Here is a 20,892-nt window from a genome sequence, read left to right on the forward strand (position 1 = left end):
GAGTAACCATACGCTCGCTGAGAACTTAACCTAGAGCGGAAGGTCGGTGGCGAGCGTCCGACCCGGTCACTCCTCGGCGGGCGACCACCGGAGTTCGACGGTCACCGCGCCGCCCGGCAGGAGTCGGAGCGAGTCGGTGTCGGAGATGACTTCGTCGGGGACGGGAATCGGTACCTCCTCGTCGTCGACGACGACGACCACCTCCTCGGCGTCGTGGAGTCGCTTGTCCAGTCGGTCGATGGCGTCGACGAGTTCCTCGCGGGAGACGGTCCGCCCGTGCCGTTTGGCCTCGGGCGGGATACCCCCGAAGACGGGTTCGACGTTCACGTCGCTGCTGCGGTTCGAGAAGACGGCGTTGACGGCGGCCCCGAGGAGGACGACGAGGCCGCTGAAGTACAGCCACGTCAGGAGGACGAGGACGCCCGCGACGACGCTGCTGTCTGGCGAGGTGCTGGAGTAAGAGGTGTACAGGTCGAACAGCGACTCGAAGGCGGTGAGACCGACCGCGGCGGTGAACGTCCCGGGGAGGGTTTCGGCGACGCCCACGTCCGTGTCGGGGAAGACGTAGTACATGGGGAACAGCGCGAGCGCAAGCCCGCCGATCAGGAACGCGCGGCCGGCTACCCACCCGAGCATCGGCGAGGAGATAGAGCCGACCACGTCGTGGACGAGGGAGCCGACGACGAGGACGACCCCGAACGTTCCGAGGACGAGGACGCTGTCGCGGAGTTGGTCGGCGAGCGTGTTCGACGCCTCGGACTCGTAGATGTCGGAGAAGGCGGTGTCGAGGCCGCGGAAGATGCGGAGCGTCCCCCACAGGAGGACGGCGCCGCCGAACAGCGAGACGCCGGTCGACTGGCTGGACCGCGTCGCCTCCGAGAAGAACTCCTCGCGCGTCCCCTCGGTGAGCACGACGCCCGCCAGCGTCCGCACGCTGTCGTCGAGCGCCTGATTGCCCGTCATAGCTGCCAGCGCCAAGAGGAGCAAGAACAGGGGGAGGAGGGAGACGAACGCGTGGTAGGCGATGCTGCCCGCCATGAACGTGAGCTTCTCGGCCCGCACCTCGTGGACCAACGCCCGGAGGAGCGTGACGGTCCGTCCGACGTACGGCGCGTCGGTCAACGACTGTCGAAGGTTCATCGGAGAGAACACGTCCGGCGCGGAGAAAAACACCGGCGTCGACCGACGCGTACCGTTTTGTCCCGCGGGCGCGACGATGCAGGTATGACAGTCATCGCGCTCCTGAGCGTCGCGCCCGTCGTCGAAGATAGCATGTCCGGCGAGGTGGCGAAGGCCGTCGCCGCCCTGGACGACTTCGACGTCTCCTACGAGACGAACCCGATGGGGACGGTGATAGAGGCGGACGACATCGACACCCTACTGGACGCCGTCGGCGCGGCGCACAAAGCCGTCGACGGCGACCGGGTGAGCACCTTCCTGAAGATAGACGACAAGCGGACTTCTCGACAGACGGCGCGAGACAAAGTCGACGCCGTGGAGGAGCACCTCGGTCGGGAGGCCAGACGAACGCGCGAGGAGTAGCGACGCCGGCGAACTACCAACGTCTTTACGAGGTCACGACCAACCGACGCCCATGGACTCCATCAATCGGATGGCCATCGAACTCGTCGACGAGGCCATCGATTTCGCCGACGAACTGCGGGTGGACGTGTACGAACTCGACTCGGGGGCGACGGTCATCGACTTCGGCGTCAACGCCGAGGGCGGCGTCGAGGCGGGGATGCTCCTCTCGGAGATAGAGACGGCCGGCCTCGCCACGATTCAGGCGTCGATGGACGACGTGGCGGGCGCGCCCACGCCGCGAATCGAACTCCAGACGGACCATCCCGCCCTCGCCCTCCTCTGCTCGCAGAAGGCCGGGTGGGAACTCGACTTCGAGGATCCGCCGTTCGAGGGACTCGGCTCCGGCCCCGCCCGCGCCCTCGTCGCCGAGGAGGACGAGTTCCACGCCGTGGAGTACTTCGACGAGTTCGACCTCACGGTACTCGGCATCGAGAGCATCGAACTCCCCGGCGACCGGGTGGCCGAACACGTCGCCGACATGGCCGGCATCGACCCCAACGGCGTCTTCCTCCCGACGTACGCGACGGGGTCGCTGGTCGGGAGCGTGACGACCGCCGCGCGGGTGTGCGAACTCGCCATGTTCCGCCTCTTCGAACTCGACTACGACCCGCGGAACGTCCTCTCGGCGTTCGGCTCCGCCCCCCTCGCCCCCGTCAGCTACGACGAGGGCGTCGCCATGGGCCGGACGAACGACGCCCTCGCCTACGGCGGCGAGGTGCACCTCACCGTCACGGAGGACGCGGACGTGTTCGACCGGGTGGCCTCGACGGTCGGCGACGAGTACGGAACGCCGTTCCAGCAGATATTCGAGGAGGCCGACTGGGACTTCTACGACATCCCCGAGACGGTGTTCGCCCCCGCGAAGGTCACCGTCGACGTGGTGAACGGGCCGACGTACGTCCACGGCGAGACCGACGAGGAGATGCTGGCGGAGTCGTTCGACATCCGGTCGTGAAGTTCAAACTCGTCCCCGCACCCCCGGACGAACTCGGGTTCGTCGCCGACGCTCAGCGCGCCGTCCCCCTCGTCCCGGGTACCGAGGACGACTGCTGCGCCCGCCTGCTGCGCCGCCTCGACCTGCCGAGCCGCGACGTGGCGCGGACGTGGCTCACCTTCCTCCGCGCGCTTGAGTTGGCCGAGGAGACGGCGGACGGGAGTTTCGTCCGCCTGCAGAGAGAGCCGACCGAGACGCACCTCCGCGACGCCTTCCGGCGCCGGGTGTACGGCGCGAGCGACGTGCTCGACGCGCTCTCGCCGGACCCGAAGACGGTTGAGGACGTGTTCGCGGGGTTCGACGACCGGGTGCCCGCCTGGGAGCGACACCGAGCCGTCGAGAACTGGCGGGACGTGTGGACCGAACGGGTCGGACGGATACTCGACTGGCTGGTCCTCCTGGGTCTCGCGGCGGCGGAGGGCAGCGGCTACGTCGGCGTCGAGTGAGAATCCGAGTTCAGACGCTGCTCGCCGGACCCGACGGCTCCTCGCTCTCCCCCGACTCGCCCTCGCCGTTCCGCTCGCGTAACCGCCGCATCCGCTCGGGAATCGGCGGGTGCGAGTAGTGGAACGCGGCGTACCACGGGTGCGGGAACGGGTTGCTCAGGTTCTCGCCGGCGAGCGTCGCCAGCGCCCGCGTCATCGACCCCGTCTCGCCCATCGTCCGCGCGGCGAAGTCGTCCGCCTCCCGTTCGTGCGCCAGGGAGAGCCGGTTCGTCAGCGGCGACGACAGCGAGAACAGCGGACCGACGTACAGCAGGCCGACGGCGAGGGCGGCGTACGTCACCCCGGGGAGTCCGAACGCCGCGTACACCCACTGTGAGGTCGTGACCCACCAGAGGAAGGCGAACGCGAGGCCCGTCTGGACCGCCGAGGCGCCGAGTTGCTTCCAGATGTGGCCCCGCTTCCAGTGGGCGAGTTCGTGCGCCAGCACGGCCTGCACGGATTCGCGGTCCATCTGCTCGACCAAGGTGTCGAACAGCACCACCCGCTTGGTCCGGCCGAAGCCGACGAAGTAGGCGTTCGAGTGCGAGGAGCGGCGGCTGGCGTCCATCTCGTACACCTGCTCGCAGTCGAACCCCGCGCGCTCGAACACGTCGTCGACGGCCTCGCGGAGCGGACCCGACTCGACGGGGTCGAAGTCGTTGAACAACGGCGCGACGAACCGCGGGTAAATCACCATCATCGAGAGCGAGAAACCGACGACGAGAACCCACCCGGCGACGGGCCACAGCGTCGGCAGGCGTTCGACGGCGAATAGGACGACGCCGCCGAGGACGCCCGTGAGGGCCGCCGAGAGCAGGAGGCCGACGAGAAAGTCGCGGAGCCACAGCCCCGGCGTCCGGTTGTTGAATCCGAACCGCTCCTCGATGACGAACGTCTCGTAGAGGTCGAACGGCGCGCCGAACGCCCGCGCGAGGACGCCGGCGGCGACGAGGAGGGCGACGCCCTGCGCGACGGGCGGGAGGCTCGTCGCCGCGAGGAGCGCCACCGCGTCACCGAATAGACCGGAGACGACGACGGCGAGGAGAGCGAGGACGCCGACCCACGACTGAACCCGGGAGAGCGTCGTCTTCGACCGCTGGTAGGCCAACATTCGCTCGGGGTCGTCGACGCCGAGCGTCTCGCGCACCCACGACTCCGACTCGCGGACCGCGCGAGCGCCGTGTCTGAGGTTCAGCGCGTCCAGTCCGGTGAAGAGGAGTTCCGTCCCGACGAGGAGAGCGACCAGCGAGAGCGCCGCTTGCGACACCATGTCGCGAGGATGGGCGCGGCGACGGTTAAGCGCCCCGCCGCGACGGCCTCGGCGGGACCGAACCGTTTCCGCGGACCGGGGCTTTTTCGACCGACTCGACTCGCTATCCGAACTACTCCGGCCGCCGTGGGGAGATGCCCGCCGGCGGTGACGCGGCGGACCCGGCCGACGGCTCGTCCGCCTCGACTCGCTCGAAGGTGACCCGGCCCTCGGGCAGGGACGCCTTCGTCACCTCGTAGCCGGCGCGGAGCCACGCGCTCGCGTGCGGGTGCGACGTCTCGTCGTTCGTCCACCAACGCTGCCACCGGCGCGCCTCCGTCGGCAACTGCGCTTCGAGGACGACTTCCAACTCGGCGAACGAGCGCTCCACCCGGTCGCGCTCGTGTTCGACGAGGTAGTCGTACAGCGCCGCGAACTCCCCCGTCGGGCGGTCGGCGGACGCGCGAGGCGCCCCGGCGTCCCGCCGACGCTCCGGTTCGACCGGCTTCGTCTCGAAGCCCTTCGCCGCCAGTTCGCTCGGGTCGGACGCTGCCGCGTTCGGCCCTCCCGACTGGAACCCGTTCGGTTCGGACCGCTCCGGTTCGACTCGCTCCGTCTCGAACCACTCCCCGTCCGTCTCGCCGCCGGCGTCCGCGCCGGCCGGCCGGGCGTCCGTCGCCTTCGGTTCGAACGAGTCTGAATCGGCACCCGAGTCGTTCGGGTCGCTCTCCGTCTCCGCCTCGGGCTTCAGTTTAGTTTCGGGCGGCGCCCCGGACCTCCGCTGGTTCGATTCTCGCTCGTCCGGTTCCGCCTCGGCCCTCGTCGCTTCGGGTTCGTCCTCCGTCTCGTCCACCCGGTCGCCGTCCCCGCCGGTCCGGTTCCACGCGGGGTTCAGCGCCGTCACGAGGTCCTCTTTGATGATGCGTCGGAGCGCGCGGTTCTCCTCGTCCCTGCCGGCGAAGTCGTCCGTCGCGTGGAGGTGCAGCGATACCCGGTCGCCCGCCCGGACGGCGTGGAAGATGGCCGTGTTCAGCCGGCAGTTCGTCCCGCCGCCGCCCTCGAAGCAGTCGGCGGGCGAGATGGTGCCGTAGCCGTTGGCGAACTTCGCGTAGAGGTCCTGCGTCTCGCCCACGTACGTCACCTCGTCCTCGACGGCGAGGGCGTACACGCCGGGGCGGTGGGTCCCCTCGTCGGGGACGCCGAACGCGCAGAACGGCCCCCAGCCGTGGTCGTGGACCGCCTTCTCGTCTCGCTTCGCGTACTCGGGTTGCGGGACGGCCACTCTCGGGACCCCCGCGTCGGTCCGGTCCGGGGTTATCTCGCACACCCGCCCGAACTCGTACCCACTCAGTTCCATGGGAGTCGTCTCGGCGGCACCGACAAAAGCTTTCAGAACGGATTACAGTCTCTGATAATTGAAGGACGGTCCGCCGCGGGGACCGAAGCCGTCCGCGAGGGCCCCCGCTCAGTCGCCGTGAATCGCGGTGACGGTGCCGACGCCCTTCGAACTCCCTTCCCGGAAGACGAACCGCTGGCCCTCCTCGACGAGGTACGGGCGGAACTTGAACTCCACCGTCGCCTCCCCGGTGTCGCCGGGGAGGAGTTGACCGCCCTCGGGGCGGAAGACGACGGCCTCGCTCACGGTTTCGAGGTGGACGACGGGTTCGTACCCCTCGCGGATGCGCGTCGGGTGGTTCAGTACCATCACCTCCGCCTCGAACGACCGCACGGGCGTCGGGTCGGCGTCGCCCGGCAGGAGCACCATCCCGCGCTCTATCTCGGACTCCTTGACGCCCTTCAGGGCGATGCCGACGATGCGACCCGACTTCGCCTGGTCGACGCGGTGGTAGTGCATCTCGATGGAGCGCACCTCCACGTCGCGGAACGACCCGTCGGGCATGGGACCGACCTTGAGTTCGTCGCCCGCCTCGACGCTGCCGGAGTTGACCGTCCCGGAGGCGACGGCGCCGACGCCGGTGACCGAGTACGTCCGGTCGATGTACATCCGGAAGTCCTCGCGGGACTCCGAGTTGGTCTTCGGGAGGTTCCGGAAGAACGAATCGAGGTGGTCGAGTCCCTCCATCGATACCGCGCTGGTCCGGAGAACGGGGACGACGGAGGAGCTTATCTCCTCGACGGCGGCGTCGACGCCGTGACGGTCCACGCGCAGGGGCGTCCGACCCACGTCGCGCAGGAGGCGTTCGACCTCGCGTTCGACCTCCTGCACGCGCGCGTCGCTCACGGCGTCCACCTTCGTCAGGGCGACGACGGTGGGCAGTTCCATCGCCAGGAGGATGCCGAGGTGCTCGCGCGTCGTCTTCGTCGGCCCGTCGTCGGCGGCGACGACGAGCAGTCCGTAGTCGAGTCGCTGGCCGACCAGTCCGCGAATCGTCGTCCGGAGCCACGGTTCGTGCCCGACGGTGTCGACGAAGGAGACCAGCCTGTCGGACTCCTGGACGACTCGGGCGCGGTCGGACTTCCGGTGGGGGTTCTGCAGGTGAACCGCCTCCTCCCCGTCGAATCCGTAGACGGCGTAGGAGAGGTCCGCCGACAGGCCGCGTTCGACTTCGTGCGGTTGCACGTCGAGGAAGCCCCGGGTGCTTCCCTGCCCGTTGTCGGCCTGTCCGGTGACGAGCGACCCGACGAGCGTCGATTTGCCGTGGTCGACGTGGCCCGCCGTCCCGACGACGATGTGGTCGTCGTCCGCGTCGAGAGCGGCGCCCTCCTTCACGGTGGCGACGCCGACGAGTCCGCGTTCGGCGTCGTCGCCGACGCCCCACGTCTCCACGTCCTCGATGTGCGCGCCCGCCTCGTCGGCGAGGATTGAGAGTACGTCCATCGATTCGGAGAAGTCCTCGGGCGCGATACCCGCGATTCCGCCGTCGTCCGTGACGCCGACGACGTACGTCGCCGTGCCGTCGCCGGAGAGGACTCGGTGCCGGAGTTGGGCGGCCAGACTCTCCAACCGTCCGTCCGCGAGGTGGACGGAGCGGGAGAGCCGCTCTTTGAACTCGATGTTGCCGCCCTCCTCTTCGCCGCGCTCGAGGGCCTCGTTCAGCGCGGCCCGGTCAGCGCTCATGGCCGCGGATATGAGAGGACCGACTAAAACCCTTTCCGTGCATGATATTCAGTATCACAGTAGAGATATGGCGACTATAGGGCCGACGCGACTGTTATCGGGGTGGTGTGAGAGTGCCAGCCACGCGGGGTCGGAAGGGGCATGGCCGTGGCCCCGCCGCGAGTGCTCACTCCGAGAGCCGTTCGTACGCCCGGTTGACGCGCTTGAACTCCTCTCGGCTCCCCGATTCGGCGTCGGGATGGACTTCTTTCACTTTCGAGCGGTAGGCGTCTTTCACCTCGGCGGCCGTCGCCGACGAGGAGAGGCCGAGCGTGCGGTACGCCTCCGCGGGCGAGAGCCGACTGCTCTGCGCTTGTGCGGCCCCGCTCCAACGCTGACGGTCCTGACCCCGCCGACTCCGCCGTCCACGCTGTCTCCCGCCTCCGGCCGCCCCGCCGGGCCCGTTCGGTCCACCCGTCCCGCCGGCACCGGCGCCGTCGGCGGCCGAGCGACGGCCGGGGCCGAACCCCCGGAAGTCGTTCGGGCCGCGGGCGGCGTCGTCGGCGCCTCGGGAGCGCCCGCGGCGGGTCTGGCTCTGCCGGATTCGCTCCCGGAACCGCCCGCTCGCGTGCTCCCACATCAAGTACGTCACCAAGACGAACGGCGCGGCGACGAGCAGGAAGAACAGTTGGTAGGCGAATCCGAGGACGATGAGAAGCATGGAGATGCCCGCGAACACCGCCGCAAGCCCCAGTACGAGCGTGTCACGGTCCACGCTCGGGCTTAGGTTCGCAGGACCGTAAGCGTCTCGCCCCCCCGGCCGAGTCGTCGCGTCAGTCGCCCCCAAAACGTAGATATCCCCCGCGCGTACCGCCGCGTATGAGCCTCTCCGGACTCTGTCAGATCTGCGAGTCGAACGAGGCCGAACACACCTGCGCGCAGTGCGGGACGCCGGTGTGCGAAAAGCACTACCAGCGCGACGAGAGCCTCTGTACCCATTGCATCGAGCGGTCCGGACGCGACGACGTCGTCAACCCGGACCCCGACTCCGGCCCGGGCGTCGACGACGACGACGTTCACCGCATCTGACCGCCGCAACGACTACCCGCTTCGGCGCCCTCCCCACGGACGTGAACGAACCGACGGAGACCGACGGGTCGGACGGGACGGCCGAGTTCGCGGCGGCCTCGGAGACGGCCGAATCCGAACGAAAGTCGGGGCCCGAGTCGAACTCCGAGCGGGAGTGTCCGGCCTGCGGGGACTCCTTCGAGGACGGCGCGGCGTACCGCGACCACCTCTTCTCGGTCGGACTCGTCTACTGAGACGGAGTCCGGACCCCGTACCGGCGCGCCGCGAGACTATCCGTCCGCGTCGGCCGCCCCGCGGTACTGGTTGAGCCGTCGCTTCAGTCGCCGGGCCGCGTCGCCCGCCGCGCCCGCGAAGTTCTCCCCCCGGTCCTCGCCGGCGAAGATGATGCCGCGCGAGGAGTTCACGAGGCCGATACCGTCGGCCAGACCGAACTCCACGGCCGCCTCCGCGTCGCCGCCCTGCGCGCCGATTCCGGGGACGAGGAAGGGCAGGTCCGGCACCTGCTCCCGTATCGACTCCAACTCCTCGGGCGCCGTCGCCCCGACGACCAAGCCGACGTTGCCGTGCTGGTTCCACAGGTCCGCGAGGGCGGCGACCCGTTCGTACAGCCGTTCGCCCGATTCGAGTTCGAGGTCCTGCAGGTCCTCGCCGCCGGGATTAGAGGTCCGACAGAGGACGAAGACGCCCTTCGCCGAGCGGTCGAGAAACGGTTGGAGGGAGTCCCGACCCATGTACGGGTTCACCGTGATGGCGTCCACCTCGTCCAAGAGTTTCGCGTACTGGCGCGTGGTGTTGCCGATGTCGGCGCGCTTGGCGTCCAGTAGGACTGGCACGTCCTTCCCGTGCGCGTAGGCGACAGTCTCTCGGAGCGACCGCCAGCCGTCGGCGTCCTCGTAGAACGCGGCGTTCGGCTTGTAGCAGGCGGCGTACTCGTGGGTCGCGTCGATGATGCGGCGGTTGAACGCCCACTGCGGCAGGTCCTTCTCCTGTAGGTGCTCGGGGATGCGCGAACGGTCGGCGTCGAGGCCGACGGAGACGACGCTGTCGACGCGTTCGATGCGGTCGGCGAGGCGGTCGAAGAACGCGGTAGTCATCGGCTGACCTGCGCGCGCCGCCGCCGAGAAAGTTCCCCTTCGACCCGATAGATTCAATATCGCGTCCGTGATATGTCGGTCGAACAGATGATACCGGAGCGGGAGCGCGGCGAACCGCGGCGCGACGGCGGAGGGCCGGCACCGGAGGCTCCGGATTCGCTCGCGGTTCTCGCCGTCGTCCCGCGGGACGCGCACGCGCGTCCGCCCGGAGACGGCGACGGCGGGACGGCCGACGCGCTTCGAACGGTCGGGTTCGCGGTGACGGAGAGGGCGATAGGGACGGAGGCGGGAGAGGACGTCTTCGTTTGCGACGGTACCGGGGACGGCGCGTTCGACTGCGTCGTCGTCGCCGCGTCCCAGGCACCGTTCGACCCACTCGACGCGCTCGACCGCTTCTCGGCCGTCGCGCCCGTCGTCCTCGTCGGCGGCGACGCGGCGGCCGCGGCCGCCGCGTTCGAGGCCGGCGCCGCGGAGTTCGTCTCGGCGGTGAACGCGACCGACCCGGCCGTCCTCGGCGCCCGAGTCCGCAACGCCGCCGCGCGCTCGGAGGTCGCGCGCCTCCGGGAAGAACGGGAGACGCTCGCGGCGGACCTCTCGTGGGAGCGCGGCCTGCTGAACGCCATCTTCGAGACGGTGCCGGCGCACCTGTACGTGAAGGACCGCGAGGCGAGGCACGTCCGGGTGAGCGAGGCGTACGTCGGAGACGTCGACCGCTTTCTCGGCAAGACCGACTACGACGTCGTCCCCGACGAGACGTCGCGGGGGACGTACGAGGACGACCTCCGGATCATGGAGACGGGCGAACCACTGTTCGACCAAGAGGAGCCCATCGTCCCCGCGGACACGACGTTCTCGATGAGACCGCTGCTCGAACGGCACGGGGCGGCGAACGACACTGTCACCGGTGACTGGGTGCTCACCTCGAAGATGCCGTGGCGCGACGCCGACGGGGAGGTGGTCGGGCTGGTCGGCTTCTCAATCGACATCTCCGAGCGGAAGGCCGACAGACGCAGGCTCGAACGGCAGAACGAACGGCTATCGGAGTTCGCGGATATCGTCAGCCACGACCTGCGCTCGCCGCTGAGCGTCGCGCGGGGCTACCTCCAACTCCTCGGAGACGCCGTCGGCGACGAGACGGCCCGCTCGCACCTCGAACGGGTCGAGAGCGCCCACGCGCGGATGGACGAGATCATCGAGGACGTGCTGACGCTGGCCCGGCAGGGCGAGGTGGTCGACGAACCGACCCCGACGCGAATCGCCGACGTGGCGGCCGCGGCGTGGCGGAGCACGGTGACCGACGGTGCGACGCTCGACATCGAGACGGGCGACGCGACCGTTCCCGCCGACTCGGAGCGCCTGCGCGCCCTGTTCGAGAACCTGTTTCGGAACAGTGTGGAGCATGGCTCCACAAGCAGCCGGACGCAGTCCGGCGACACCGTCGAACACGGCGCGACCGACGGGGACGCCCTCACCGTCACCGTCGGGCGGACCCACGGAGGGTTCTACGTCGCCGACGACGGCCCGGGCATCCCCGAATCCGAGCGCGAGGCCGTCTTCGAGGCGGGCCACACCTCCGCCGCGGGCGGAACCGGGTTCGGTCTCGCCATCGTGAAGCGCATCGCCGAAGCCCACGGGTGGTCGGCGTCGGTGACCGAGGGCGAGTCGGGCGGCGCCCGCTTCGAGTTCGTCGCCGAGCATCCGTCGGGGGTGGTCGACGGTTCGGACGGCCCCGGCGTTGACGAACGCGAGAACGGGGACGCCGAGAGCGACCGGCGCAGGGGTCGATGACACCGCACATCCCGAGTCAGGACTCCGGTTCGACGGCCTATCGGTCGTCGCCGGTCCGAAAGGAAAGGTCCAGGCTCGGGGCGCCGTGGGTGAGCGACCCCATCGACACCGCGTCGACGCCCGTCGCGGCGTAGTCGGCGACGGTGTCGAGAGTGATTTCCCCGCTGGCTTCCGAGAGGGCGCCCTCGGGTAGGCGTTCGACGCCCGCGCGGACGTCCCCGGGCGGGAGGTTGTCGAAGAGGACGATGTCCGCGCCCGCGGCGGCGGCGCGGGCGCCCGCCTCGGGCGACTCCACCTCGACTTCGAGTTTCGTGGCGAACGACTTGCGTTCGCGGAAGCGCTCGACGGCCGTTTCGAGACCCATCTCGGCGACGTGGTTGTCCTTCACCATCACCGTCCCCGAGAGGGTGAGCCGATGGGTGTCGCCGCCGCCCGCGGCGACGGCACGTTTCTCGACGCCGCGGAGGCCGGGCGTGGTCTTGCGCGTTGCGGCGACGCGGACCGAAGGTTCGACGGCGCGGGCGGCGTCGACGGCGCGGCGCGTCCGCGTGGCGACGCCCGACGCGTGCGCGAGGGCGTTGACCGCGACGCGTTCGCCCCGGAGCACCTCGCGGGCGGGACCCGACGCCTCCAGCACCGTCGCCCCGGGTTCGACGGATTCGCCGGCGTCGACGAGGGGGGACGCCTCGACGCCGAGGTAGTCGAAGACGGCGAGGGCGGCGGCGACGCCGGCGGCGACGCCCGCCTCCTTCGCGACCAGTCGACCCGTCGTCTCGCCGGGCACGTCGTTCGTCACGTCGCGGTGGCCCACGTCCTCTCGAAGCCACCGTTCGACCGTCTCAGTCGTCAGCACGGGCGCCTCCGTGAGGTCCGCCGGCGTCGTTCTCGTCGACGACGCGGTGACACCCGGCCGAGGGGGCGTCGCTCGCGGCGCGGGCGACGAGGAGGGCGCACACCGTCGCGTTTCGCAGTTCGTACAGCGACCGGGAGACGCGCGTTCGGGTGTAGGCGTCGACTTCGCCCTTCAGACGCCGCAGGGTGGCCCGCGCCCGTTCGAGGCCCGAGGGGGTCCGTTCGACGCCGACGGCGGCGTCCATCGTCTCCCGGAGGCGGGCGTACTTCGCGTCGGCGAACGCGTCGGGGAGTTCGGGATCGCGGTCGAGCGGTTCGGGCGCCTCGATTCGCGCCGCCCCGTCGGCGCCCGCGTCGGCGGCCGTCTCGCCGGCGCGGAGGCCCCAGACGAGTCCCTCTAAGAGACTCGTCGAGGCGAGGCGGTTCGCCCCGTGGACTCCCGTCCGGGCGCACTCGCCGGCGGCGAACAGGCGGTCCAGCGTCGTTCTCCCCCGTTCGTCGACGGCGACGCCGCCGCAGAGGTAGTGCTCGGCGGGCGCGACGGGGATTCCCTCGCGCGGATCGATTCCGCGCTCCGCGCAGAGGGCGGTCAGGTCGGGGAACTCGCTCTCGAAGTCGGGGGCGACGGGAGAGACGTCGAGCCGCACCTCGCCGGTTCGCTCGCGCGCGTTCGCGACGGCGCGCGCCACCACGTCGCGCGGGGCGAGTTCGGCGTCGTCGTGGACGGCGGGCATGAACCGCTCGCCCTCGCCGTCGCGGAGCACCGCGCCCTCGCCGCGGACCGCCTCGCTGACGAGGAACGGGTCGTCGCCAGGGTACGCCGTCGGGTGGAACTGCACGTACTGCATGTCGGCGACGCGGGCGCCGGCGATAGCGGCCATCGCCACGCCGTCGCCCGTCGCCCCCGGCGGGTTGGTGGTCGTCCGGTAGCAGGCGCCGATGCCGCCCATGGCGAGCACCGTCGCGCCGGCGAAGACGGGTTCGACCGCCCCCTCGTAGAGCAGTTCGACGCCGTGGACGCGGCCCTCGTGCGTCAGTACGTCGAGCGCCGTCGCGTCCTCGAGAAACGTCACCCCCTCCCGGTCGCGGAGGTGATTCAGGAACGGGCGGAGGACGTGTCGGCCGGTGCTGGCGTCCACGTGGAGGATGCGGCGCGCCGAGTGGGCGGCCTCCCGCCCGCGGTCGTACGCGCCGAGGTCCGCGCCGGGGGAGGCGCCGTCGAACGGGACGCCGAGGGTGTCCACCAGTACGTCCGTCACCGCCTCGCGCGCGTCGCCGACGAGAACGTCGACCGCCTCGGGGTCGGCGGCGCCGTCGCCGGCGGCGAGGACGTCCTCGCGGAACGACTCGGGGTCCGAACCCGTCACGGCGACGCCGCCCTGCGCCCAGTGGGTCGCGGCGTCCTCGGGCGCGGTGGCCTTCGTCGCCACGAGAACTTCCGCGCCTGCGCGGGCGGCGGCGAGTGCGGCGGCGCACCCGGCGACGCCGGACCCGACGACGAGCACGTCCGCCTCGCGGGCGTCCGTCTCCCGCGTCATAGTTCGAGCATCCTGTCGAGGGCGACGCCGGCCAGTTCCTTCTCCCGGGGCGCCACCTCGACGGCGTTGTGCACCTCGCCGTCGGCGAGCGATTCGAGGAGCCACGTCAGGTAGTTCGGGTCTATCTGCCGCATCGCGTTGCAGTCCATACAGGCGTCGCCGCAGAGGGGGACGACGTCCACCTCCGGATGCCACCGCCGGAGGTGGTTCACGAGGTGTATCTCGGTGCCGATAGCCCACGTCTCGCCGGGGTCGGCGTTCGCGACGGTGTCGCATATCTGGCTCGTCGACCCCGCCTCGTCGGCGGCGACGACGACTTCCCGGCGGCACTCGGGGTGGACGATGACGCTCGCGCCGCGTTCCTCGCGCACCCGTTCGACGTGTTCGACGTCGAACCGCTCGTGCACCTGACAGTAGCCGTCCCAGAGAATTGCGTCCGCGTCGGCGGCCGCCGCGGCGTCGGGCGAGTCGGCGTCCCACGGGTCCCACTCGGTCACCGAGTCGACGCCGAGTTCGGCGGCGGTGTTGCGCCCGAGGTGTTTGTCCGGGAGGAACAGCACCGCGTCGCCCCGTTCGAAGGCCCACTCGAACGCGTCGGCGGCGTTCGAGGAGGTGCAGACGAGTCCACCCTGTTCGGCGCAGAACGCCTTCAGGTCGGCGTAGGAGTTCATGTACGTCACCGGAATCACCTCCCGTCCGCCCGCCGCCGACTCGATTTTTTCCCACGTGGCGTCGACTTGAAGCGCCTCGGCCATCCCCGCCATCGGACAGGACGCCTCCATCGACGGCAGGAGGACGGTCTGGTCGTCGTCGGTGATGATGTCCGCGCTCTCGGCCATGAACGTCACGCCGGCGAAGATGACGTACTCGGCGTCCGACTCGGCCGCGCGCGTCGACAGTTCGTAGGAGTCCCCGACGAAGTCGGCGTGTTCGACTATCTCGCGTCGCTGGTAGTTGTGCCCGAGGACGACCACGTCGTCGTCCAACGCCTCGCGGGCCGCCTCGATTCTCGCCGCCCTGTCCGTCTCGGACAGGTCGCGGTACCGTTCGGGTAACCGTTCGAGGTTGTCGTACTTGAAGAGGCTCAGGTCCGATTCGAACCCCGCTGTCTCTAATCGTGCCATTGGTGCTCCCTCGTGAGAGTTACTGTTCACTCAGAACGCATCTATGAAAAATATTATTCTTCGAAGCTCGGATTAGCCGAAGATACCACTGTCTAATCGGTCTGAAGAGAATATCGACACCTTCCGCGATGTACGAACGGCTATTACGCGCCGAATGGCGACCGCGAAGAACTATTCTATTCGATTCGCCGCGGTTCGCGGTAGACCACGCGTCCGTCGACGAAGGTGGCCGAGACGTCGACGTCGCGTATCGCGTCGGCCTCCCACGGCGACTCGGCCAGTACCGTTAGGTCGGCCACCTTCCCGACTTCGAGGGTTCCCAACCGGTCCTCGTCGAATCCGGCGTAGGCCGCACCGGAAGTGTACGCCCGGAGGGCGTCGGTGACGCTCAGTCGCTGCTCCTCGGCGGGGGCGTTCACCGCCCAGTGGACGCCGAGGAGGGGGTCCAGCGGCATGCAGTCGCTCCCGAACGCGAGCGGCACGTCGGCGTCCGCGAGGGCGGCGTAGCGGTTCGTCTCCGTTCGTCGGTCGCCGAGGCGCGAGGCGTACAGACCGCCCTCCTCGGCCCACTTCAGGAAGTTCGGCTGGACGGAGGCGACGACGCCGGACTCCGCGAACCGCTCGATCGCCTCGTCGTCGGCCAGTTCGGCGTGCTCGATTCGGTGGCGGCTCTCGCCCGGGTTCTCGCAGTTCTCGTAGGCGTCGAGTACCGCGTCGACGGCCTCGTCGCCGATGGCGTGCGCCGACAGTTGCAGGCCGTGGGAGTCGGCCCTGGAGGCGATGTCCCCCAACTCGTCGGGGTCGACCACCCACGTCCCCGTCTCCGATTCGTCGTCGCTGTAGGGTTCCGACAGTTTGGCCGTCCGCCCGCCGAACGACCCGTCCGTGAACGTCTTTATCGCCCCCGTCCGGACCATCTCGCTCCCGTGATTCGTCCGCAGTCCGGCGTCTATCACGCTGTCGAGGTGGTCGGCCCAGTAGTTGAGACGGACGCGCAGGGTCAACTCTCCACCCGCGTCCATCTCCCGGTACACCCGCGGTTTGTGCGAGTTACGCGTCATGTCGTGGACGCCGGTGACGCCGCGTTCGTTCGCCGCCGCCTGCGCCGCGCGGAGCAGTTCTCCCGTCTCCTCGACGCCGGGTTCGACGGCCTCGTATATCGCGTCCACCGCCTTCTCGACGACGACGCCGGTCGGTTCGTCGCCGTCGAACCGCACGTCCTCGGTCGGCATCTCCCCGAGGTGTCGGTCGAGGGCGACCGAGTTCACCGAGACGACGTGCATGTCCTCGCGGAAGGCCGCGACGGGGCGGTCGGTCGAGACCGAATCGAGGTCCTCGCAGGTGAGATAGCGCGACTCGATCCACCCGCTCTCGTCGTAACCGAACCCGAGTACCCAGCCCTCGTCCCCGTCGGATTCGAGTTCGTCCAGTCGCTCCCGGAGTCGGTCGACGCAGTCGTCTGGTCCCGAGGCGTCGGACAGGTCGGCGTGGACGAGCGACCGGCCGACCATATCGAGGTGCGTGTGCGCGTCGACGAATCCGGGTAACACCACGTCACCGGCCAAATCGAACGTCTCCGTCTTGGTGCCGACGAGGAACTCCACGTCGTACGTCGACCCGAGGCGGACGATGCGGCCGTCGCGGACGGCCATCGCCTCGTGCGTCTCGTCGGGGTCGCACAGCGTGTGAATCTCCCCGTCGAGGAGGACGAGGTCCGCGGCGTCGGTCATGTGTGGGCAGGTGACGGGAAGGGGCAAAACGGTTCGGGTGCCGGGTATGGGTTTTCGACGACCGCTACACAGTAACGACGAACGTCACCGGGAACATCTCGAAAGCCCCTGTCGTCTCCGCTCCCAGAACTCGTTGCGCTCCTCGGCCTACGGCGCGAGGAGCGCAGCGAGGCCCCCGACTCCAGCGACGCGGGGCTTTCGAGGTGTTCACGACTGCATTCGTGGTCGTCACTCCCGTCGCGACCACGCCGAAGACGACCGCTGACGTGACAGAGACAGATACCGAGAATGGGACCGATAACGGTTAGGAGAGTCGCGAAAAAGCCACGGACATGACCGACGATACTCGCGCGGCGGCCGAGGAACTCGCCGAACGCGTCCGGGACGGGGAGCTACGACTCCACGAACTCGAAGACCACGCCGACGCGGACGCGGCGGCGGCGGCCCGCCGACTCCTCGTCGAAGAGTGGTCCGGAGCGCCGCTCGATTCGGTGGGCGACTACGGCTTCGCCGCCGAGGACGCCGATGCCAACATCGAGAACATGGTCGGTGCGGTGCAGGTGCCGATGGGCGTCGCCGGCCCCGTCACCGTCCGCGGCGGGAGCCTCGACGGCGAGCGCTACCTCCCCCTCGCCACGACGGAGGGGGCCTTGCTCGCCAGCGTCAACCGGGGCTGTTCCGTCCTCGACGACGCCGGCGGGGCGAACGCGCGGGTGCTGAAGTCCGGGATGACCCGCGCGCCCGTGTTCCGCGTCGCGGACGTGATAGAGGCCGAGGCGCTGGTCGAGTGGGTGCGCGAGAACCGCGAGACGCTGCGGGAGGCGGCCGAGGAGACGACGAGTCACGGCGAACTCTCCGAGGTGACGCCGTACGTCGTCGGCAGTTCCGTCTATCTCCGCTTCCGCTACGACACGAAGGACGCGATGGGGATGAACATGGCCACCATCGCCACGCGGGCGGCCTGCGACGTGGTCGAAGACGAGACGGACGCCTCGCTCGTCGCCCTCTCGGGCAACCTCTGCTCCGACAAGAAACCGGCCGCCATCAACGCGATAGAGGGGCGCGGACGCTCGGTCACCGCCGACGTGACCGTCCCGCGCGAGGTGGTCGAGGAGCGACTGCACACGACGCCCGAGGCCGTCGCGGAACTGAACACCAGAAAGAACCTCGTCGGGTCGGCGAAGGCGGCGAGTCTGGGGTTCAACGCCCACGTCGCCAACGTCGTCGCCGCGATGTTCCTCGCCACCGGGCAGGACGCCGCGCAGGTGGTCGAGGGCGCCAACGCCATCACGACCGCCGAAGTCAGAGACGGGGGCCTCTACGTCTCCGTCTCCCTGGCCAGCCTCGAAGTCGGCACGGTCGGCGGCGGGACGAAACTGCCGACGCAGGCCGAGGGACTGGACGTGCTGGGCGTCCGCGGCGGCGGCGACCCGGCCGGGTCGAACGCCGACGCCCTCGCGGAGGCAATCGCCGTCGGGTCGCTGGCGGGCGAACTCTCCCTGCTCTCCGCGCTCGCGTCGCGACATCTCTCCAGCGCGCACGCCGAACTCGGACGATAGGGTCCGCGAGTCAGCCGTCGGCTTCTCCCGTCCCGCCGCCGACCCACGGGAGGACGAGCAGTCCCGTCCCGACGATGAGGAGGCCGACGCCCGCGCCGAGGAGGAGGCGTTCCGATCCGAGAGCGGCCCCGACGGCCAGCGCCATCCACCCGACGCCGGACAGCGAGAGGCCGGCGCCGCGCCGTCGCTGCCCCTGCACGACGGCGGCCGCCGCGAGGACGGTGTAGCCCGCGAGATACGCCAGTCCCGCGAGGACGAACCGCCCGTCGAGGAGGGCGAGGACGCCCCCGCCGACGAAACACGCCGCGACCAGGGCGCGCACGAGGACGCCGACGGGCGCGGGCAGCGAATCCGACATACGCGCCCGTGGGCCGCGGCCGGACAAAGCGTTTCGTTTTCCGCTCGAATCCCGCTCCAGTTCCGCCGAATCGCCCACTTTCACCGCGCACCCATGGCTCGCCTTTACCGATTCACCGGCCGTCCCTCGTGACGCGTTCGCGGCGGCGGTCGCTCCCCCCGCCGCGGGCGCCTCCCGCCATGCCCCCTCGAACGAACGCGCCAGCGACGGTCCCCGCCGACGCTGGCTCCGGTCTTCCGGACGCGACGACGGACGCGCGGGCCGCCGCCGACTCCGACTTCGGTTCCGGCGCGGATTGCGACTCCGGTGCCGACGCCGAGGACGCGCCGGACCTCCGGACGGCGACGCGCCTGCTGCACCTCGTCAAACTCGCCCTCGGTATCGTCGTCTCGCTGTTGACGGCGCTGAAACTGCTCGGACTCCTCTGAGACCGAGACGAAAGCCGGCGGCGGGACGCTCCGTTCCCCTCTGACTTTTTCTGCCCGCGCGCTCAGAGCAGGCGGTACCGCCCGCGCGACTCCGAGGCTTCGCCGCGCCGCGTCAGTTTGTCGAGCAGGTCCCGCGCCGCGTCGCCGGGGACGCCGCGTTCTTCGGCGTAGGCGACCACCTCCGCTTCGGTCGGACGGTCGCCGTCCCGAACCGCCTCGCGGACTACGTCGAGGCGGTTCGACGAGGAGCGTCGCTCCGTCGTTCGCTCGCCCGCGGACTCGATTTCGTCGGCGTCGAGGCCGGAGCCTTCGAGGTACTCGGCGTCGTCGACGCCGGACTCCTCTATGAGTTCCTCCATCTCCGAGACGTGCGCCGTCTCGGCGAACGCCTCGCTGTCGCCGTGCTTCTTGGCGAGGAGGGCCGCGCGCGCCTGTCTGGCCGCCTGCCGGTCCTCGGTCTCGAGGAACGACCGCAGCTTCTTCGTCCGGTGTGTCCGCCCGCAACGGGGGCAGTTTGCCGTCTTCGACCGCTTCGGGTCCGTAATGAGCCACATGTTGGCGCACTCCGAACACCCGACCACCGCGTACATACCACCGCTTCCGCGTCGTCGGATTTGAACCTTGGTACGCACGTTTATGCCTCGCCGCGCCGGCCACGCGGTATGGAACGCGTCTCAGAAGACGAGGTCGAAGCGGTCGAAGCGGTGCCGGACGTCCACCTCTCGGTTCTCGCCGGCGCCGAACGGATGAACGTCCAGCACTTCCGCATCGAACCCGGCGCGACGGTGCCCTCGCACGGCCACGAACAGGAGCAGGTCGGCTACCTCACCGCGGGCGAACTCACCTTCGTCCTCGAAGACGGGGAAGTAGTCGTTCGCGAAGGAGACTCCTACGCGCTCGAAGCGGAGGAGGTGCACGCCGCCGAAAACCGCGGCGAGGAGGCGGTCGAGGGCGTCGATATCTTCAGTCCGCCGCGGACGATGGCCGACTGGGGAGAGGAGTAACCGCGCCGCTCGCGGCGGCGAAAAAGCGAGAAGGTTTCAGAGCGCTCGGAACGCTCTCTACGGGAGTTCTGGCTGCTCGAAGAGTTGGCTCTACGCCAGCTCGTGAATGTTCTCGACGATCTTGTCGGCGAACTCGCTGGTGGCGAGTTTGTTGCCGCCCTCGATCTGCCGTTCGAGGTCGTACGTCACGTCGCCCTCGGAGATGGTCTTCTCGACGGCGTCGTGGACGAGTTGCTCGGCGTCGTCCCAGCCCATGTACTCGAACATCAGACGGCCCGAGAGGATCATCGCCGTCGGGTTCACCTTGTCCTCGCCCGCGTACTTGGGCGCGGAGCCGTGAACGGGTTCGGCGAGACAGCGCGCGTCGCCGAAGTTGGCGCCGGGCGCGATGCCGAGGCCGCCGATCTGGGCGCCCGCGGCGTCGGACATGTAGTCGCCGTTCAGGTTCATCGTGGCGATGACGTCGTACTGGTCGGTCCGCGTCAGGAGCTGCTGGAGCATGTTGTCCGCGATGCGGTCCTTGACGACGATCTTGTCCTCGGGCTTCTCGCCGTCGTGCTCCTCCCAGAGTTCGTCCTCGGTGATGGTGACGTCGCCGAACTCCTCTTCTGCGAGTTCGTAGCCCCAGTCGCGGAAGGCGCCCTCGGTGAACTTCATGATGTTACCCTTGTGGACGAGGGTCACCGTGTCGCGGTCGTTCTCGATGGCGTACTCGATGGACTGGCGGACGAGGCGCTTCGTCCCGAACTCGGTGATGGGCTTGACGCCGATGCCGATGGGGCCGTCGTGCAGTTTGTCGCCGGCGTCCATCTCCTCGGAGAGGAACTCCTTGACCTGCTGGACCTCGTCGGTGCCTGCCTCCCACTCGATGCCGGCGTAGACGTCCTCGGTGTTCTCGCGGAAGAACACCATGTCCATCGCCTCGGGGTTCTTGACGGGAGAGGGGACGCCGTCGAGG

Annotated in this window: 22 protein-coding genes; 9 read left to right on the forward strand and 13 right to left on the reverse strand. The window is 69.6% G+C overall.

Translation table 11 applies throughout. The annotated features are described in order from the left end of the window. Nucleotides 1–66 precede the first annotated feature (66 nt). The gene (locus C474_RS05520; RefSeq protein WP_049916738.1) at nucleotides 67–1,140 is read right to left on the reverse strand and encodes a YihY/virulence factor BrkB family protein; all 1,074 of its coding nucleotides are present in this window, start codon (nucleotides 1,138–1,140) and stop codon (nucleotides 67–69) included. Between the two features lie 84 nt (nucleotides 1,141–1,224). Between C474_RS05520 and C474_RS05525 the strand changes: the two genes are divergently transcribed. Genes C474_RS05525 through C474_RS05535 form a run of 3 tightly spaced genes read left to right on the forward strand, consistent with a single transcriptional unit; the run spans nucleotide 1,225 to nucleotide 3,024 of the window. After that, nucleotides 1,225–1,542: an MTH1187 family thiamine-binding protein gene (locus tag C474_RS05525; RefSeq protein ID WP_008384760.1), complete on the forward strand. Its 318-nt coding sequence runs from the start codon at nucleotides 1,225–1,227 to the stop codon at nucleotides 1,540–1,542. 52 nt (nucleotides 1,543–1,594) lie between these two features. After that, nucleotides 1,595–2,539 (forward strand): methenyltetrahydromethanopterin cyclohydrolase, encoded by a 945-nt coding sequence (gene mch / locus C474_RS05530; RefSeq protein ID WP_008384762.1) that lies wholly within the window; start codon nucleotides 1,595–1,597, stop codon nucleotides 2,537–2,539. Continuing rightward, complete coding sequence (locus tag C474_RS05535; protein WP_008384764.1) at nucleotides 2,536–3,024, forward strand: hypothetical protein; 489 nt, start codon at nucleotides 2,536–2,538, stop codon at nucleotides 3,022–3,024. The genes mch and C474_RS05535 overlap by 4 nt, the downstream gene beginning before the upstream one ends. Nucleotides 3,025–3,034: 10 nt before the next feature. Here the strand turns inward: C474_RS05535 and C474_RS05540 are convergent, their stop codons facing one another. The 4 genes from C474_RS05540 to C474_RS05555 form a co-directional block, all read right to left on the reverse strand. Next, nucleotides 3,035–4,333 carry a M48 family metallopeptidase gene (locus tag C474_RS05540; RefSeq protein WP_008384765.1) on the reverse strand — a complete coding sequence of 433 codons (1,299 nt, stop codon included), beginning with the start codon at nucleotides 4,331–4,333 and terminating at the stop codon, nucleotides 3,035–3,037. Between the two features lie 112 nt (nucleotides 4,334–4,445). After that, nucleotides 4,446–5,669, reverse strand: coding sequence for a GIY-YIG nuclease family protein (locus tag C474_RS05545; RefSeq protein ID WP_008384768.1), 1,224 nt, complete (start codon nucleotides 5,667–5,669; stop codon nucleotides 4,446–4,448). A 108-nt stretch (nucleotides 5,670–5,777) separates the two neighbouring features. Then, nucleotides 5,778–7,391: a GTPBP1 family GTP-binding protein gene (locus C474_RS05550; RefSeq protein ID WP_008384770.1), complete on the reverse strand. Its 1,614-nt coding sequence runs from the start codon at nucleotides 7,389–7,391 to the stop codon at nucleotides 5,778–5,780. 166 nt (nucleotides 7,392–7,557) lie between these two features. Then, a complete protein-coding gene (locus C474_RS05555) occupies nucleotides 7,558–8,145 on the reverse strand; it encodes a J domain-containing protein (protein WP_049916739.1) in 588 nt (195 codons plus the stop codon). Nucleotides 8,146–8,249: 104 nt separating this feature from the next. On the opposite strand from C474_RS05555, the gene C474_RS05560 reads away from it, so the two are divergent. Both C474_RS05560 and C474_RS05565 read left to right on the forward strand, forming a co-directional pair. Next, a complete protein-coding gene (locus C474_RS05560) occupies nucleotides 8,250–8,459 on the forward strand; it encodes a hypothetical protein (RefSeq protein WP_008384773.1) in 210 nt (69 codons plus the stop codon). 41 nt (nucleotides 8,460–8,500) lie between these two features. Continuing rightward, nucleotides 8,501–8,692 (forward strand): hypothetical protein, encoded by a 192-nt coding sequence (locus C474_RS05565; protein WP_008384775.1) that lies wholly within the window; start codon nucleotides 8,501–8,503, stop codon nucleotides 8,690–8,692. A 36-nt stretch (nucleotides 8,693–8,728) separates the two neighbouring features. Here the strand turns inward: C474_RS05565 and pyrF are convergent, their stop codons facing one another. Then, a complete protein-coding gene (pyrF, locus tag C474_RS05570) occupies nucleotides 8,729–9,553 on the reverse strand; it encodes an orotidine-5'-phosphate decarboxylase (protein ID WP_008384778.1) in 825 nt (274 codons plus the stop codon). A gap of 72 nt (nucleotides 9,554–9,625) precedes the next feature. Between pyrF and C474_RS22840 the strand changes: the two genes are divergently transcribed. After that, complete coding sequence (locus C474_RS22840) at nucleotides 9,626–11,341, forward strand: sensor histidine kinase (RefSeq protein WP_008384779.1); 1,716 nt, start codon at nucleotides 9,626–9,628, stop codon at nucleotides 11,339–11,341. 37 nt (nucleotides 11,342–11,378) lie between these two features. Here C474_RS22840 and nadC read toward each other — a convergent pair whose 3' ends face one another. From nadC to C474_RS05595, 4 genes are all read right to left on the reverse strand, one after another. Continuing rightward, a complete protein-coding gene (gene nadC, locus C474_RS05580) occupies nucleotides 11,379–12,194 on the reverse strand; it encodes a carboxylating nicotinate-nucleotide diphosphorylase (RefSeq protein WP_008384781.1) in 816 nt (271 codons plus the stop codon). Continuing rightward, the gene (locus C474_RS05585; RefSeq protein ID WP_008384783.1) at nucleotides 12,181–13,731 is read right to left on the reverse strand and encodes an L-aspartate oxidase; all 1,551 of its coding nucleotides are present in this window, start codon (nucleotides 13,729–13,731) and stop codon (nucleotides 12,181–12,183) included. Before C474_RS05585 ends, nadC begins: the two co-directional genes overlap by 14 nt. Further along, nucleotides 13,728–14,855, reverse strand: coding sequence for a quinolinate synthase NadA (gene nadA, locus C474_RS05590; RefSeq protein WP_008384785.1), 1,128 nt, complete (start codon nucleotides 14,853–14,855; stop codon nucleotides 13,728–13,730). Before nadA ends, C474_RS05585 begins: the two co-directional genes overlap by 4 nt. A 176-nt stretch (nucleotides 14,856–15,031) precedes the next feature. Then, nucleotides 15,032–16,585, reverse strand: coding sequence for an amidohydrolase (locus C474_RS05595; protein WP_008384786.1), 1,554 nt, complete (start codon nucleotides 16,583–16,585; stop codon nucleotides 15,032–15,034). Between the two features lie 332 nt (nucleotides 16,586–16,917). Between C474_RS05595 and hmgA the strand changes: the two genes are divergently transcribed. Then, a complete protein-coding gene (gene hmgA, locus C474_RS05600; RefSeq protein ID WP_008384787.1) occupies nucleotides 16,918–18,144 on the forward strand; it encodes a hydroxymethylglutaryl-CoA reductase (NADPH) in 1,227 nt (408 codons plus the stop codon). Between the two features lie 10 nt (nucleotides 18,145–18,154). On the opposite strand, the gene C474_RS05605 is transcribed toward hmgA, so the two are convergent. Continuing rightward, nucleotides 18,155–18,502 (reverse strand): hypothetical protein, encoded by a 348-nt coding sequence (locus C474_RS05605; protein WP_008384788.1) that lies wholly within the window; start codon nucleotides 18,500–18,502, stop codon nucleotides 18,155–18,157. Between the two features lie 179 nt (nucleotides 18,503–18,681). On the opposite strand from C474_RS05605, the gene C474_RS05610 reads away from it, so the two are divergent. Next, nucleotides 18,682–18,930 carry a hypothetical protein gene (locus C474_RS05610; RefSeq protein ID WP_008384789.1) on the forward strand — a complete coding sequence of 83 codons (249 nt, stop codon included), beginning with the start codon at nucleotides 18,682–18,684 and terminating at the stop codon, nucleotides 18,928–18,930. A 62-nt stretch (nucleotides 18,931–18,992) separates the two neighbouring features. Here the strand turns inward: C474_RS05610 and C474_RS05615 are convergent, their stop codons facing one another. Continuing rightward, entirely contained in the window at nucleotides 18,993–19,520 is a 528-nt protein-coding gene (locus tag C474_RS05615) for a DUF5817 domain-containing protein (protein WP_008384790.1), read from the reverse strand. A 72-nt stretch (nucleotides 19,521–19,592) separates the two neighbouring features. Between C474_RS05615 and C474_RS05620 the strand changes: the two genes are divergently transcribed. Beyond that, entirely contained in the window at nucleotides 19,593–19,934 is a 342-nt protein-coding gene (locus tag C474_RS05620) for a cupin domain-containing protein (RefSeq protein WP_008384791.1), read from the forward strand. Between the two features lie 90 nt (nucleotides 19,935–20,024). Here the strand turns inward: C474_RS05620 and C474_RS05625 are convergent. Then, on the reverse strand, nucleotides 20,025–20,892 hold an 868-nt coding region (locus tag C474_RS05625; RefSeq protein WP_008384792.1), incomplete at its 5' end, for an NADP-dependent isocitrate dehydrogenase.

This window comes from Halogeometricum pallidum JCM 14848 (assembly GCF_000337095.1).
GTDB classification, from domain to species: Archaea; Halobacteriota; Halobacteria; order Halobacteriales; family Haloferacaceae; genus Halogeometricum; species Halogeometricum pallidum.

What these genes read in the sequence shown, in the direction of transcription:
- C474_RS05520 (WP_049916738.1), bottom strand. Translation starts at nt 1,140, where the DNA reads ATGAACCTTCGACAGTCGTTGACCGACGCGCCGTACGTCGGACGGACC.
- C474_RS05525 (WP_008384760.1), top strand. Translation starts at nt 1,225, where the DNA reads ATGACAGTCATCGCGCTCCTGAGCGTCGCGCCCGTCGTCGAAGATAGC.
- mch (WP_008384762.1), top strand. Translation starts at nt 1,595, where the DNA reads ATGGACTCCATCAATCGGATGGCCATCGAACTCGTCGACGAGGCCATC.
- C474_RS05540 (WP_008384765.1), bottom strand. Translation starts at nt 4,333, where the DNA reads ATGGTGTCGCAAGCGGCGCTCTCGCTGGTCGCTCTCCTCGTCGGGACG.
- C474_RS05545 (WP_008384768.1), bottom strand. Translation starts at nt 5,669, where the DNA reads ATGGAACTGAGTGGGTACGAGTTCGGGCGGGTGTGCGAGATAACCCCG.
- C474_RS05550 (WP_008384770.1), bottom strand. Translation starts at nt 7,391, where the DNA reads ATGAGCGCTGACCGGGCCGCGCTGAACGAGGCCCTCGAGCGCGGCGAA.
- C474_RS05560 (WP_008384773.1), top strand. Translation starts at nt 8,250, where the DNA reads ATGAGCCTCTCCGGACTCTGTCAGATCTGCGAGTCGAACGAGGCCGAA.
- pyrF (WP_008384778.1), bottom strand. Translation starts at nt 9,553, where the DNA reads ATGACTACCGCGTTCTTCGACCGCCTCGCCGACCGCATCGAACGCGTC.
- C474_RS22840 (WP_008384779.1), top strand. Translation starts at nt 9,626, where the DNA reads ATGTCGGTCGAACAGATGATACCGGAGCGGGAGCGCGGCGAACCGCGG.
- C474_RS05585 (WP_008384783.1), bottom strand. Translation starts at nt 13,731, where the DNA reads ATGACGCGGGAGACGGACGCCCGCGAGGCGGACGTGCTCGTCGTCGGG.
- nadA (WP_008384785.1), bottom strand. Translation starts at nt 14,855, where the DNA reads ATGGCACGATTAGAGACAGCGGGGTTCGAATCGGACCTGAGCCTCTTC.
- C474_RS05595 (WP_008384786.1), bottom strand. Translation starts at nt 16,585, where the DNA reads ATGACCGACGCCGCGGACCTCGTCCTCCTCGACGGGGAGATTCACACG.
- hmgA (WP_008384787.1), top strand. Translation starts at nt 16,918, where the DNA reads ATGACCGACGATACTCGCGCGGCGGCCGAGGAACTCGCCGAACGCGTC.
- C474_RS05605 (WP_008384788.1), bottom strand. Translation starts at nt 18,502, where the DNA reads ATGTCGGATTCGCTGCCCGCGCCCGTCGGCGTCCTCGTGCGCGCCCTG.
- C474_RS05610 (WP_008384789.1), top strand. Translation starts at nt 18,682, where the DNA reads ATGCCCCCTCGAACGAACGCGCCAGCGACGGTCCCCGCCGACGCTGGC.
- C474_RS05615 (WP_008384790.1), bottom strand. Translation starts at nt 19,520, where the DNA reads ATGTACGCGGTGGTCGGGTGTTCGGAGTGCGCCAACATGTGGCTCATT.
- C474_RS05620 (WP_008384791.1), top strand. Translation starts at nt 19,593, where the DNA reads ATGGAACGCGTCTCAGAAGACGAGGTCGAAGCGGTCGAAGCGGTGCCG.